This window comes from Paenibacillus sp. 1_12 (genome assembly GCF_900114475.1).
Taxonomy (GTDB): Bacteria; Bacillota; Bacilli; order Paenibacillales; family NBRC-103111; genus Paenibacillus_S.
In genome coordinates, this window is the sequence record NZ_FOTE01000011.1 from 107,286 (window position 1) to 120,789 (window position 13,504).

Below are 13,504 nucleotides of genomic sequence, written 5' to 3' on the forward strand. Positions count from 1 at the left end.
CAAGCTATACTTATAAATACAAATATTAAAGGATAAGAGAGGTATATGATGTACAAACCTACAATTAAAATTACCATTGCTGTTATGATACTTTGGACAACCACGGTTCTTATAGCGAATGCAGATGGCGTATCAACCAACACTCAAGCGGGAACCATTGACGACCCCGTAATTACAAAAAGCTACTTTGAGCAAAACATTAAATTGAAAATTGCCGAAGAACTCAACAAGCAAACGATTACGGAAGATAAGGTCAAGCAGATTGTGGCAAGTGAACTCTCAGCAACCAAACCCAACTCAACACCAACGGATAATGGTAAGACGACAACTCCACCAATAGATGTTCCCAACCAAACTTCATCAGGGAGCTCACAGTTGAACGTTATCAAACTGGAACCTGGACAATCCATTTATGGCGGGCCAGGAACAGAAATCATTGTTCGAACCGGAAAAGTTACTGTAGTTAGCTCCGATGATAATGGAATTCCTGATTTAACCTCAGGAAAAGATATTGTAGCTGGAGCAGTTGTCGAATTAAATCATTTGCTGATGATTCCTCGTGATGGACGTGGGATCAAGAGTGATCCTAAGCTCAAGCAGGATATTTATATAATGGTACGCGGAGGCTATTTGATTACCAATGCCGATGGTAGTAAAGTAACTACATAAATTTTGCCCATAATGACAATAGTTTATACGACTGCTGATCCGTGCAATGGAAATACTACGATTATCACGGATCGGGAGGTGAATGACTATGGCTAGTCGTAAGAAAATAGTGCCGGAAAGCCATCAAGCTCTTGATTTACTTAAATATGAAATTGCAGCTGAAATGGGATTGCCTGTAGGAAAATCGTTAGCAGATATGAATGTTGAATTTGCAACGGAATTAGGTGCAATTTCTTCAAATTTGGTCAAGGAAGACTACTGGGGACACATCACATCGAGAGACGCGGGTGCCGTTGGTGGAGCGATTACAAGCAGGTTAATTAGAAAAGCTGAAGAAACCATGTTTAGTTTATAAGGACATTTATTAAGATTATTAGAACTCATGCAATTTTATTGACAGTACCCAGTAAATCCAGTAACATAACTAAAGAAGGTCATACAGAATGTAACCTTTTCCGATAGGAAAGGGTTGATTTTTTGTCTAAGGCTTCAACTTAATTATATGCTTATAAAGCAATATTTTACGAAAATACTAAGGAGGTCGATAGTATGTCATCAATACCACGCGGTCGACGCTTATTTACATCGGAATCAGTAACAGAAGGCCATCCAGATAAAATTTGTGATCAAATTTCTGATTCCGTTCTTGACGCATTCCTGGCCAATGATCCCAATGCTCGTGTAGCATGCGAAGTTTCCGTTGCAACAGGGCTAGTGTTAGTTATTGGAGAAATTTCGAGCCAATCGGAATATGTCGATATTCAAGCTATTGCTCGTCAAACGATTAAGGAAATTGGTTATACTCGCGCTAAATTTGGTTTTGATTCTCAGACCTGCGCAGTGCTGGTTTCTTTGAATGAGCAATCCGCTGATATTGCACAAGGAGTTAATCGTGCTCTTGAAGCTCGTGAAGGTCAAATGTCTGATGAAGAAATTGAAGCCATTGGAGCAGGAGACCAAGGAATGATGTTTGGTTTCGCGGTGAATGAAACTCCTGAGTTAATGCCGCTACCTATTTCTATTGCACATCAACTTTCGCGTAGATTAACTGAGGTTCGTAAAAACGGTACTTTGCCGTACTTGCGCCCTGATGGTAAAACACAAGTAACAGTTGAGTATGATGGAGATATACCAGTGCGTGTAGATGCTATTGTAGTATCGACCCAGCATAGTGAAGATACAACATTAGAGCAAATTCAGGCAGATATTAAGGAGCATGTTATCAAGCCGATCGTTTCTGAAAAGCTGCTTGATGCTGATACTAAATATTTCATTAATCCAACAGGCCGTTTCGTTATCGGTGGACCACATGGAGATGCCGGATTAACAGGACGTAAAATTATCGTAGATACATACGGTGGATATGCACGTCATGGCGGCGGCGCTTTTTCGGGTAAAGATCCGACAAAAGTAGACCGTTCGGGTGCTTATGCTGCACGTTATGTAGCGAAGAATATTGTAGCAGCTGGTTTGGCTGATAAATGCGAAGTCCAATTGGCTTATGCAATTGGTGTTGCACGTCCAGTTTCGATTGCTGTGGACACTTTTGGCACAGGTAAGGTAAGTGAAGAAAAGCTGGTTGAAGTAGTTCGTGCTCATTTTGACCTGCGTCCAGCGGGAATTATTAAAGAATTGGGACTTCGTAAACCAATTTACAAGCAAACTGCAGCATACGGACATTTTGGTCGGACAGATATCGATCTTCCATGGGAACGCACAGATAAAGCGGAACTGTTAAAACGCGACGCTCTTGCTTAACCAATTTTTAGGACAAGCTTTATAATGAAATATTCAAAAGCAGGTGGGAAGACGCCCATCTGCTTTTTGTATTTGTATGTCTGGACTTTAAAAGTTACAAATTTGGACACCTTTATTATTTTTTCGATAAAAAAACGTAACTTTTTAGCAGGTTTAAGAGTCTATATGGAGTAGAACGGCAATAAGAAGGGAGAACGCAGCGTGGTTAAGCACTATAAACTAGGAATAAAAGCTATGAAGATCGCATTATCCGCTATGATTCTTTTATCACCCATTATAACAACTGATAAGGTTTTTGCAGCAGATCCCGAGCCTACGGTTACTGAAATTAGTCAAGATATATTAACTTCTGGTGCGATTATGAAAAAGTATGTTTGGAAATCAATACGTAACAAAAAAGAAGTATCAGTGACTGGGAATGTAGTAGAGGTTGATTTGACCAACCCTTATGTAAAATTGGATGTTATGAGCGGCACGAACAATCAATTTACGAAAAAACAAAGTGTATTGGGTATGACTACGGAAACAGGAGCCGTAGCCGGCATTAATGGCGATTTTTACAACACGCAAGCGGAAGGTGTCCCAATGGGCCCTGAAATTGCGAATGGACAATTGATGGCGACCCCGCCGTATTTACCGGGTTTCTATACATTTGCGTTATCCAAGAACAATGTTCCTATTGTCGATTTATTTACGTTTCAAGGCAGCGTAACCGCTAAGGATGGAGCTAAATTTACATTAGGCGGTATTAATAAAACGTATTACTGGTTTGAGCCAGGCGGAGAGCACAGTCATATTGATGCCATGTTTATGTATACGAATGCATGGGGTCAGGCTGACCGGTCCAATGATGGGACAACCGTACCTACCGAGGTATTGGTGGAGAATGGGGTTATTAAACAAATTGCAGAGAACACGATCATTAATGTGATTGCGCCAAAAGATGGTTATGTATTACGCACATCCGGTTTAGCCGCGGATTTTGTTAAGCAGCACATGAAGGTTGGTGACCCACTTACCGTCGATTATCAAATCCTTCCGCAGGATCCAAGCAAAAGCTATGATACGAAAAATTTTAAAATGATGATTGGCGGTCACACCATAATGGTCGATGAGGGCAAGCCTGCTGAATTTTCGCGGGAAGTCGACAGTTTGTGCTGCAATCGTTCGAGAACAGCTATAGGTTATTCGAAGGATCAAAAAACAGCTTACCTGATTACTGTAGATAATGCAGGGGATAGCAAAGGTCTGTCTATGACGGAGCTTCAGCAATTTATGATCAAAGTAGGCGTATGGAAGGGCATGAATTTGGATGGGGGCGGATCTACACAATTGGCCACACGTCCGTTGGGAGAAACGGTACCGGTTCTAACTAATAAAACTGAAACGGGTATCCAGCGTAAGGTTGTGAATGGCGTAGGCGTGTACTCTACAGCACCACAGGGAGCGGTTAAAGGACTCGTTATACAAGCGCCAAGCGTGCTGTTTGTGAATGAGCAGGCCGCATTAGGCTTTAAAGGCTACGATGAGTATTATAATCCTTTAGTGGATACGAATAAAATACCTGCTACCTGGTCTGTCAGCAATGATGTGGGTACATTTAAAGATAATGTGTTTACAGCAAGCAAGCCTGGAATCGCGCAAATAAACGCGGCATCAGGAACAGGAAAACAGTCGGTAGGTATCGAAGTCGTCGGAAGAGATCAAATCGCGAATTTAAAAATCAATGCCCCTAACATGGTATTGTCCCAGGGAGGCAGCTACAAGCTGCCGGTTATAGCCAAAACTAAATCAGGTAAAACCCGAGAAGTGCCTGCTGAAGCGATTCAGTGGGAAGTGATGGGAATGAAAGCAGAGGTCAAGAATGGCGTCTTAAATGTCATTGATCTTGCAGGAACGAATCAGGCGCAGCTCATAGCACGCTATGATGGATTTAGCACGATGCTGACAATCGCAGTAGGTAAGGACAAGGTCTGGTATGACTTGGAGAAGAATGCGGTGATGACGTTATCGCGGGCCAAGCCAGAGGGCGTAACCTCCTCCGTATATATTAAAGAGGACACGAGTAAAAATCACTATTTGGAATTAAACTATGACTTCACGCAGGGTAAAGGTACCAAATGGGCTTTTGCGGATTTCGATGCTGGGATTCAAATCGAGGGCCAGCCTCAATTTATGAAGCTTAGAGTAAATGGGGATGAAAGTCTCAATGCGCTGAAGACCGAAATTCGGGATAGTGCAGGCAGTGTATTTTATGTAGAGCTAGCACCAATCTTGAACTGGAAGGGCTGGCAGGTTGTCTCTGAGGATCTGAGCAGCTATAATTTCAAATATCCGATTACCGTAAGAAGCATTTACGTTGTTAATGAAGAGATCGGACAGGACGAGCGCGCGGCTAAAGGGAAGATTGAGCTGGATGATATTACATTTACGTATAAAGGTGATATTGTGACACCATCCAATAATCAGGTCAACCTGACAATTAATAAAACAACTGTGACTGTGAATAAGAAAAATATGACGCTCGAGCAGGCGCCAGTTATTGTTAGTGGAAATACGCTGATTCCGATTCGATTTGTCGCGGATGCATTAGGCGGTACTGTGCGATGGGATGAGAAGGAACGCAAAGTGACGGTAATTCGTGGAGACAAGCTGATCGATTTATGGAATGATAATCCGGATCTTATTATTAACGGTCAAAGAGTCACGGCCGAAGTAGCACCCAAAATCATGAATAATGTCACTGTTGTCCCGCTGCGGATTCTCTCTGAAAATCTGGGTTGGAAGGTGACTTGGGATGAGAAAACCAAGCAAATCACCCTGCAATGATGAGTTCGTTATAACTTTCTTAAGAGATCAGAATTTTTATGTTTTCAGCGGAGCTGAACGAATCTGATCTCGCAAGAAAAGCAACCTATTGAACACGAATGTATCTTCACCGAATAGGCTTCGATCAGAAGCTTTTCTTACAAATGCGTTGAAATATGTTACTATATTGCATAGGAGTCTGTTCGGGACTGCAAATTTTGACGAGCAGACTTTTGTGTATGGAGTCGTTGGAAGGAGTCTGACTGATATGCAAGTGGATGCTTTGGATCGCGTTATCAAAAATGCGATTGACGTCATGGAAAGTAGCAAATATCAAATTTTCGAAATCTGTGAAAGTGTTCGGTCAGAACGACAGGCTCTGAACAGCGAATTACAGCAGGTTATGGAAGAAACAACAAACACTATTAATAAAGTTGACCAATTTGAAATGGAGTACCGACGAGCACGTGTGCGTCTGACCGAAGTAAGCCGTGATTTCAAACGGTTTAAGGAGGACGATATTCGTGCAGCATATGAGCTTGCCACACAGATGCAGACACAGCTAGCCATGCTCAGAGAGAAAGAGCTGTATCTAAAGGCAAGACGGGATGATTTGCAAAAGCGAATCAAAAATGCAGATAAGCAGCTCGAGCGAGCAGAGTCGGTCGTGTCTCAAGTTAATGTTGTGCTGGAATATTTGGATGGCGATCTGGATCAGGTTACGCGTCTATTGGAATCGGCCAAAAATCGCCAACTCATCGGGTTGAAAATTATTTTGGCACAGGAAGAGGAACGAAAGCGGATTGCGCGTGAAATCCACGATGGATTGGCGCAAACACTCGCTAATGTGGTGCTTCGTACCGAAATTGCAGAACGAATGCTAAATAGAGATACGATCAGCTCGGCCAAGGAAGAGCTTTCTGATTTGAAAATTCAAGTTAGAAGCGGGATCGAAGAGGTTCGTAAAATTATTTTCAATCTTCGTCCGATGGCTCTGGATGATTTGGGTCTAGTTCCAGCATTAAGAAAGTTCATTCAGGATTACGAGGAAAAAACAAAAATTCGCACCAAAATCGAGTTGGCTGGCAAAGAAACACGTTTACCATCGGGAATGGAAGTTGCCATTTTTCGAGTTGTGCAGGAGGCTTTCTCCAACGTATTAAAGCATTCGCAAGCTTCCCATGTGACTCTTGAGCTAACGTACCAACAGCAGATGGTTAAAGTAACGGTCAAGGATAACGGGATTGGCTTTATGGTTGAGCAGGTCGACAAAAAAATCGATAAAGGCAGTCATTACGGACTGATGGGAATGCGAGAACGTGTGGAGCTGCTGGAGGGCAGAATGGAAGTTGAATCAGATATAGGTGCAGGTGCTAAAGTCTCGATGCTAATTCCAATCAAACTAGAATCGAAGGAGGGATAATTATGGAGTTAACAGCAGGCAGTACAAAACGCAATATTCGATTGGTTCTTGCGGATGACCATCAGTTATTTCGTGAGGGTGTCAAGCGGATATTAAATATGGAAAACGACCTTGAGGTTGTAGGTGAATGTGGCGACGGGATTCAAGTCATCGAGCTGTGTAACACATTAAATCCGGATATCGTCCTTATGGATATCAACATGCCAATTGAGAATGGTGTAGTAGCCACGGGCAAGCTGAAGGAAATTTTCCCTGATATCAAGGTTATTATTTTATCGATTCATGATGATGAAAGCTATGTATTTGAAACGCTGCGCAAAGGGGCATCCGGTTATTTGCTGAAAGACATGGAAGCTGAATCGTTAATTAACGCTATTCGTTCCGTAGTGGCAGGACATGCCTACATACATCCTAAAGTAACAGGTAAACTGATCAATCAGCTTCGGCGAATGACCTATCTGGATGAAGTGGGTGTAGCAGGCGGGGGTGTAGTCTCCAAAGAAGCGGGAGTCAAGTATATACATAGCGAGAGCAGTCCGCTGACCCGCAGAGAAGCGGAAGTATTACGTTTGATGGCCGAAGGGAAAAGCAATAAAATGATCGGCGAGTTTTTATTCATTAGCGAGAAAACGGTAAAAAACCATGTAAGCAGTATTTTGCAAAAGATGGAAGTCGATGATCGTACCCAAGCGGTTATTGTTGCAATCAAAAACGGCTGGGTTACGTTGTAGCCATTGGAACCAACCAACTCGTCGCGGCATATAATGGCTTAAGGAGGGAGCCGCGATGATGGTAGGGTTATTATGGATTGTGGGCAGTTATGCTGTTAGTATCGTTTTGATGCATTGGTATTACCGACGGGAGCTGCACGAAAGCCCGAAAAAGGTATATGTCTGGTTAATCACGTATAATAATCAAACACAGGTAGAATGGTTCATTCGATCCTTGCAGTTTTTCTCCAAATTCAAAGGTAGAGATATTCAGATGATTGTAGCGGACCAGGGGTCAACAGATGAAACCTTGGCGATTGCCGAAAGGCTTCGAGTCTCCTATCAAATTGATATTCAAAGCTTTGATGAACAAGGCACGTTGGATGAATGGATTGCACGGCATGAGGATCAGCAGGTTATGGTCATTCGGCTCGGTCATCAAGAAATTTTAGAAACCGCTTACAAAATGATGTGAAAATGTAAGGGCAAGGGTGAGAGATGAAGACGGTTATTTATGCATTAATAAAGGATAAAACCTATTCGTGGCATTTAACTTTGGATGTAAGGGCCGATATGGCCTATTGGTTCGGCGAGCATCCGAATTCTCTCAAAATTTGGGTGCTTGAACCTGCTATCTCTTTTGGACAAGCTCTTGCGTTGACGGTCAAGCTGAATGAGACCCAGAAGAACCATAAGGATGCAAGTGATTGCACTCCGGAACTTCTGTTGAATGAGATACACCGGCAGGCTGAACGTTTGGACATACCGAACCTAAGACGAGCTGGCAGTCATCAAGGGCATCTGCTGGAGTGTGACTGGCTGCAATGGGATGGCTATAGACGGACGGAAGAAGGAAGGGCAGCAGCCCAGCAGGACGAGCTTGAGAAACTCCTCAGCGTTGTTCTCGGTCGCAGTTTGCTTTTAGAGGAAATGAATCAATTGATGGAGCACCATGCGCTGCTGAAGGCATTGAAGCATCCGTTGCTATATGTGCAAATGGCTTATTTGCTGGGCGAACTGCAATTAAGTCAGGGAATTCGTTCATACTCCAAGCGAACATTTCCATCACTGCGAAATAAGCCTTTTTATGAATGTAGACGCTGTGGAGCGGATTCCACGCATATGGTGATGACGGATTGTCTGTTTTGTGGGACATCTTGTCCTTATTGCGAGCAGTGTCTAACGATGGGTCGTTCACGTTTTTGTTCTATTTTAGTCAGTGTGCCTGTTGACGGTCATACGAATCGGGAGGTTGGCGGTAAGGAAGAAGAAGATCAAGACCTCCAACCATATATCGAGCCTTGGGGATTGAGTGATGTACAGGCGGAAGCATCTTATTTAGCATTAACATTTTTGAAAGGAAATGAATGGAAGTCGAATGCTTTGCGGGTATCAAGCAGTAAACCGGAACCATTTTTAATATGGGCCGTAACAGGTGCTGGCAAAACGGAAATGATATTTCCGATGATCCAATATATGCTGGACCGCGGCAAACGCGTTGTGATTGCGACACCTAGACGTGACGTTGTGCTTGAGCTCAGGCCAAGGCTGGAAAAAGCCTTTGCACCGCTGCCCGTAGTTACCTTATACGGGGGAAGCGAGCAGCGCTGGGACAAGGGAACCTTAACAATCGCAACCACACATCAGCTGCTGCGTTTTGAGCATGCCTTTGATTTGGTCATTATTGATGAAATCGATGCGTTTCCTTATCACAATAACCCTATGCTAGAGTATGCAGCACGTAAGGTTTGCACGATGGGTGGGGTAACCCTGCTGCTGTCAGCTACACCTCCCAAACGGCTCCAGAGAGCCGCTGAGCGAGGCAGGCTTCCCCATGTGAAGGTGGCCGCAAGGTACCATCGTCATCCCTTGCCTGTTCCCGTCCTGCTGCCCACACCGTCCTTGTCACAGCAGCAAAAACGTGCAGCAATACCTCGCAATCTCCATGAGAAGCTCAACATTTCGTTAAAAAGAGGCGCACAAATATTTATTTTTGTTCCGAAAATCCAGCTTATAGAGTCGTTCGTGCAGCTCCTGAGACGGATATATCCTGATATCGTCATACAAGGGACCTCCTCCAAGGATGAGCTTCGTGCGCAAATGGTAATCGATTTTCGAAACAAAAACATTCGTATGTTAGTGACAACGACAATTTTGGAGCGTGGTGTGACGATTGCCAAATCGGATGTGTATATTATGGATGCCGATGCCCAACTATTTGATTCAGCTTCACTTGTTCAAATGGCCGGTCGTGCCGGTCGTTCTGCTGAGGACCCGGCAGGCCTCGTTTTTTTTGCAGCAAAGGAACGAACGCGTGAACAAATGGAAGCCGTTCGACAAATCAAGGCGATGAACGCCTTAGCCAGAAAGAAGGGATATTTACGTTCAAAGGGAGAACAGAGCCCATGAATACGGGAGTTCGTATTAGTCAATGGTTATCGGACCGCCTCAAGCAAGCAGAGATGCTGTTGTCGCCAAGCCGTTATTCGTGCATAGCTTGTAATGGTTCCTATACAAAGCGTGGAGAGTTGCCGCTCTGTAATACTTGCAGCGCAGCCATACCATGGATTTTACATACGAAGTGTGAATGCTGCGGTCGCCCGGAAAGTTGCGGGGATTGCAGTCGGCGCAAAGAGACCTTTTTCGTGCAAAATCGTAGTGCTGTCAGCTATGATCCGATCATGAAGGAATGGCTTGGTATATTTAAATACCGGGGCCACGAAAAGCTGAGGGCATTGCTCGGCAAAATGCTGCTGCATGCCTACCATATGCACCATAGACAAATGGGTCCCTCAAGTCCTGCAGAGGCTTATACCGAGCTGTTAACCTATGTGCCTTTAAGTGAAAGACGGTTAGACGAGCGGGGCTTCAATCAAGCCCAGCAGCTAACAGAGGAGCTCAGTCGGCTAACTGGTATTCCCGTAATCGGGCTGCTCGAAAGAGTCCGCCATACTGACAAACAAAGCTTCAAGACACGTGGGGACCGACTCGCAGACTTGCAAGGGGTGTTTGCAATTAACCCCACCGCGCTTAGCATTTTGCAAGAGATGACAGCTCGTACCACCGTAAGAATGTATATTATTGATGATGTGTATACCACAGGAAGCACTTTAAACGAATGCGCTAAGGTGATCACAATGGAGCTGGATGTAGCAGTATACGGTATCAGTTGGGCCAGATGACAATATTTTTGGTAAATAGATCTAATTACAGTGTACAAGCATTTGGATAGTAAGATACACTGTAGTTAACATATAAGATGCTTTCTTGAGGGGAAGGAGATAAACAATGACTTTAAATGTGGCTAATTGTCAACGATGTGGGAAAGTCTATTTAAAGAATATGTATGGCATGTGTGGAAATTGTATTAAGGAAATAGATTTACAGTATGAAAAATGCTTGAAATATTTAAGGGAATATCGTTCCTGCTCTATCACTGAACTAAGCGATGCAACCGGGGTATCTCATCAGCTCATCACGAAATTCATTCGCGAGGGACGCATCTCCATTAAGGGTAATCCGAATATGAGCTATGATTGTGAAGTATGCGGAACGGCCATTCGTGAACATAACATGTGTGAACCCTGCCGGTCCAAGCTGGCTAAAGAAACCAACCAGATGCATGAGGATGAAAATCGTAAAAAGCAGCGGGAAGCAGAAGAGAACAAGAACGCTTTTAAAACTTTTAAAATCCATGATCGTTTAAAAGATCGGTTCTAAAACAAGTCATTCTCAAAACTTAATATAAACTTTTGCTGTAACTTCACCGATAAAAGGTATAACGCTTTATCGGTGAAGTTATTTTAATTGAAAAAGAGGTGGGAATGATGAAAGTAGACGGAAGCAATCGGATCGGTGCAGTGAACCCATACAAAAAAAGTTATGAAGCTTTGTCGGCTTCAGCGGCTAGTAAAACCGGTAAGAAAAAAGACCAGGTAGAAATTTCGAGCGAAGCCAAGGAGCTTCTTGGAACTCAAGGGCCAACAGGCCAGGAGCAGTCTGTAGACAAAATTGCTGAACTCAAATCGTCAGTAGCTGCTGGCACCTATAAAATTGACGCTAGAACATTGGCGGAGAAGCTGTTCCCTTTTATTAAATAGATTACCAATCTGACGATTAGGTGGATGAACATGGCATTTGAAGCTTTGGTTCAAACGATGCAGGAACTCAACGACATACATGACATCTTATTCGAATTGGCCGAGCAGAAAAAACAGGTGCTTGTTCGTAATGATGTACCTCAACTCATGCAGCTGGTATCTAAAGAAACCAAGCTGGTCAAACAGGTCGGTGAGCTAGATCAGCGAAGGATCGACACGATCGGACAATTTTTAATTGAAAAGGGTTATAAGCCTAATCCGAAGGTGACTGTCAGCGATTTAACAAAGATCATTTTTAATCCTGCAGAAAAGAAAATGCTTTTGGATCTGCAAAAGCAGTTAATAGATACCATTCGAAACTTAAGAGAATCGAATCGACTCAACCAGCAGCTTATCGAACACTCCTTGGCCTTTATCGATTATTCTTTGGATTTAATTGCGGGTCCTCCAGAGGATGGGGTATTTTATCAAAATCCGCAGCAGCAGCAGGCACCCAAACGAGTAGGAATGTTCGATACAAGGGCTTAAATGATAGATATTAATGAAGGATGTGAACACGGATGCGTTCTACATTTACCGGCTTAGAAGTAACCAAACGTGGATTGTTCACGCAGCAGACGGCATTGCAAACAACGGGACACAATATTACGAACGCCAATACGCGTGGTTACACTCGCCAAGTGGTTAATATGGTAGCCGCAAAACCTTTTGAAAATTTAGGCATGCAGCGCAGTAATGTACCTGGGCAAATGGGACAAGGTGTGGAAGTCGAAAGCGTAACTCGAGTAAGAGAGCGGTTCTTGGATAAACAATTTTATAATGAAAATAAAGGTTTAGGGGAATGGACAGTACGTAGAGATACGTTAGAAAAGCTGGAAGCTATCGTTAATGAACCTTCAGAGACAGGACTGAGAAAAGTTCTGGATAACTTTTGGAATTCATTTCAGGAGCTTAGCAAACAGCCAGATAATCTGGAAACTCGCGCGGTTGTCAAAGAGAGTGCGCTTGCCTTAACAGATGCATTTAATAACGTTGCCAAAAAATTAAATGATCTATCCAACGATCTGTCCGATAATATCGATGTCAAAACGACAGAGGTTGACTCTACACTGAAACAAATTGCCAGACTGAATGGTGAAATTTTTCGGATTGAAGGTTTAGGTAACGATGCCAATGATCTCCGTGACCAACGTGACGTTCTGGTGGACGACTTATCCAGAGTCATTAACGTAACCGTGCAAGAAGAAGGGGACGGATATACAGTAAGAATGGGTAATACAACATTGGTCACTGGACAGACGCCTACGGACTTTAACAAAGCTCTTGTAGCAGCTTCTTATCCTGCCGACTTGAATAGCGGAGAATTATATGCCCTTAATTTATCACAAACTACCTATGTAACTGAATATAAGAATCAATTGAATTCGATGGCAGCTACACTAGTCTCTGCAGTCAATGATGTACATACAAAAGGCTATACAATGAAAGAACCAGCTACACTAGGGGGCAACTTCTTTGATCCTGTAACAGACCCTTTAAAAGCAGCTGAAACTTTTAAAGTGAGCAAAAGTATAACCGACGATGTCGAAAATATTGCTTCATCAACGCGTAAGTATTTGGATGGGACCGTTGAAAAGGTAGTAAAGGGCAATAATGAATTGGCGCAGCAGCTGGCCGATCTTAAAAACACCAAATTTAATTTTAATGGCTCAGGAATTACTAAAATTATTTTGAATGGTGGTACATTCGATGAGTTCCTACGGGCTGTAGTTTCTGAGATCGGGGTACAAACGCAAGAGGCAACACGACAGTCCACCAACCAAAAAATTCTTGCTGATCAGTTGGACTCACGAAGACAATCTGTAAGTGGAGTTTCCTTGGATGAAGAGATGGCCAATATGGTCAAGTTTCAGCATGCTTATAACGCTTCTGCACGTGCGCTTACTACCTTTGATGAAATGCTGGATAAAGTGATCAACGGTATGGGTGTTGTAGGCAGATAATAGATAGAGTTTATATATGGAAAGAGGTGAATA

At 43.2% G+C, this 13,504-nt stretch carries 13 protein-coding genes; all 13 read left to right on the plus strand.

Annotated elements, in window-relative coordinates:
- Window positions 1-45: 45 nt before the first annotated feature.
- On the plus strand, window positions 46-669 hold the full coding sequence (locus BM210_RS22660) for a hypothetical protein (RefSeq protein WP_091173806.1): 624 nt from the start codon (window positions 46-48) through the stop codon (window positions 667-669).
- 82 nt (window positions 670-751) lie between these two features.
- Window positions 752-1,024: an alpha/beta-type small acid-soluble spore protein gene (locus tag BM210_RS22665; RefSeq protein ID WP_177237952.1), complete on the plus strand. Its 273-nt coding sequence runs from the start codon at window positions 752-754 to the stop codon at window positions 1,022-1,024.
- 194 nt (window positions 1,025-1,218) lie between these two features.
- Complete coding sequence (gene metK, locus BM210_RS22670; protein WP_091173810.1) at window positions 1,219-2,427, plus strand: methionine adenosyltransferase; 1,209 nt, start codon at window positions 1,219-1,221, stop codon at window positions 2,425-2,427.
- A gap of 234 nt (window positions 2,428-2,661) precedes the next feature.
- The gene (locus tag BM210_RS22675; RefSeq protein ID WP_091173977.1) at window positions 2,662-5,256 is read left to right on the plus strand and encodes a stalk domain-containing protein; all 2,595 of its coding nucleotides are present in this window, start codon (window positions 2,662-2,664) and stop codon (window positions 5,254-5,256) included.
- A 247-nt stretch (window positions 5,257-5,503) separates the two neighbouring features.
- Entirely contained in the window at window positions 5,504-6,658 is a 1,155-nt protein-coding gene (locus tag BM210_RS22680) for a sensor histidine kinase (protein ID WP_091173812.1), read from the plus strand.
- A gap of 2 nt (window positions 6,659-6,660) precedes the next feature.
- The gene (locus BM210_RS22685; protein WP_091173815.1) at window positions 6,661-7,389 is read left to right on the plus strand and encodes a response regulator; all 729 of its coding nucleotides are present in this window, start codon (window positions 6,661-6,663) and stop codon (window positions 7,387-7,389) included.
- A gap of 55 nt (window positions 7,390-7,444) precedes the next feature.
- A complete protein-coding gene (locus BM210_RS22690; RefSeq protein WP_091173816.1) occupies window positions 7,445-7,843 on the plus strand; it encodes a glycosyltransferase family protein in 399 nt (132 codons plus the stop codon).
- A 23-nt stretch (window positions 7,844-7,866) separates the two neighbouring features.
- The gene (locus tag BM210_RS22695; protein ID WP_091173818.1) at window positions 7,867-9,777 is read left to right on the plus strand and encodes an ATP-dependent helicase ComFA; all 1,911 of its coding nucleotides are present in this window, start codon (window positions 7,867-7,869) and stop codon (window positions 9,775-9,777) included.
- Window positions 9,774-10,550, plus strand: a complete 777-nt coding sequence (locus BM210_RS22700) for a ComF family protein (RefSeq protein WP_091173820.1) — start codon at window positions 9,774-9,776, stop codon at window positions 10,548-10,550. The genes BM210_RS22695 and BM210_RS22700 overlap by 4 nt, the downstream gene beginning before the upstream one ends.
- Window positions 10,551-10,656: 106 nt before the next feature.
- On the plus strand, window positions 10,657-11,088 hold the full coding sequence (locus BM210_RS22705) for a flagellar protein (RefSeq protein WP_091173821.1): 432 nt from the start codon (window positions 10,657-10,659) through the stop codon (window positions 11,086-11,088).
- A 104-nt stretch (window positions 11,089-11,192) separates the two neighbouring features.
- The gene (gene flgM, locus BM210_RS22710) at window positions 11,193-11,468 is read left to right on the plus strand and encodes a flagellar biosynthesis anti-sigma factor FlgM (protein ID WP_256223939.1); all 276 of its coding nucleotides are present in this window, start codon (window positions 11,193-11,195) and stop codon (window positions 11,466-11,468) included.
- A 30-nt stretch (window positions 11,469-11,498) separates the two neighbouring features.
- Window positions 11,499-11,996, plus strand: a complete 498-nt coding sequence (locus tag BM210_RS22715) for a flagellar protein FlgN (protein WP_091173825.1) — start codon at window positions 11,499-11,501, stop codon at window positions 11,994-11,996.
- A gap of 32 nt (window positions 11,997-12,028) precedes the next feature.
- Entirely contained in the window at window positions 12,029-13,471 is a 1,443-nt protein-coding gene (gene flgK / locus BM210_RS22720) for a flagellar hook-associated protein FlgK (RefSeq protein WP_091173827.1), read from the plus strand.
- The last annotated feature ends 33 nt before the right edge of the window (window positions 13,472-13,504 follow it).

Bases quoted from the DNA above. Each gene is read 5' to 3' on its own strand.
- BM210_RS22660 (WP_091173806.1), top strand. From the start codon at position 46: ATGATGTACAAACCTACAATTAAAATTACCATTGCTGTTATGATACTT.
- BM210_RS22665 (WP_177237952.1), top strand. From the start codon at position 752: ATGACTATGGCTAGTCGTAAGAAAATAGTGCCGGAAAGCCATCAAGCT.
- metK (WP_091173810.1), top strand. From the start codon at position 1,219: ATGTCATCAATACCACGCGGTCGACGCTTATTTACATCGGAATCAGTA.
- BM210_RS22675 (WP_091173977.1), top strand. From the start codon at position 2,662: ATGAAGATCGCATTATCCGCTATGATTCTTTTATCACCCATTATAACA.
- BM210_RS22680 (WP_091173812.1), top strand. From the start codon at position 5,504: ATGCAAGTGGATGCTTTGGATCGCGTTATCAAAAATGCGATTGACGTC.
- BM210_RS22685 (WP_091173815.1), top strand. From the start codon at position 6,661: ATGGAGTTAACAGCAGGCAGTACAAAACGCAATATTCGATTGGTTCTT.
- BM210_RS22690 (WP_091173816.1), top strand. From the start codon at position 7,445: ATGATGGTAGGGTTATTATGGATTGTGGGCAGTTATGCTGTTAGTATC.
- BM210_RS22695 (WP_091173818.1), top strand. From the start codon at position 7,867: ATGAAGACGGTTATTTATGCATTAATAAAGGATAAAACCTATTCGTGG.
- BM210_RS22700 (WP_091173820.1), top strand. From the start codon at position 9,774: ATGAATACGGGAGTTCGTATTAGTCAATGGTTATCGGACCGCCTCAAG.
- BM210_RS22705 (WP_091173821.1), top strand. From the start codon at position 10,657: ATGACTTTAAATGTGGCTAATTGTCAACGATGTGGGAAAGTCTATTTA.
- flgM (WP_256223939.1), top strand. From the start codon at position 11,193: ATGATGAAAGTAGACGGAAGCAATCGGATCGGTGCAGTGAACCCATAC.
- BM210_RS22715 (WP_091173825.1), top strand. From the start codon at position 11,499: ATGGCATTTGAAGCTTTGGTTCAAACGATGCAGGAACTCAACGACATA.
- flgK (WP_091173827.1), top strand. From the start codon at position 12,029: ATGCGTTCTACATTTACCGGCTTAGAAGTAACCAAACGTGGATTGTTC.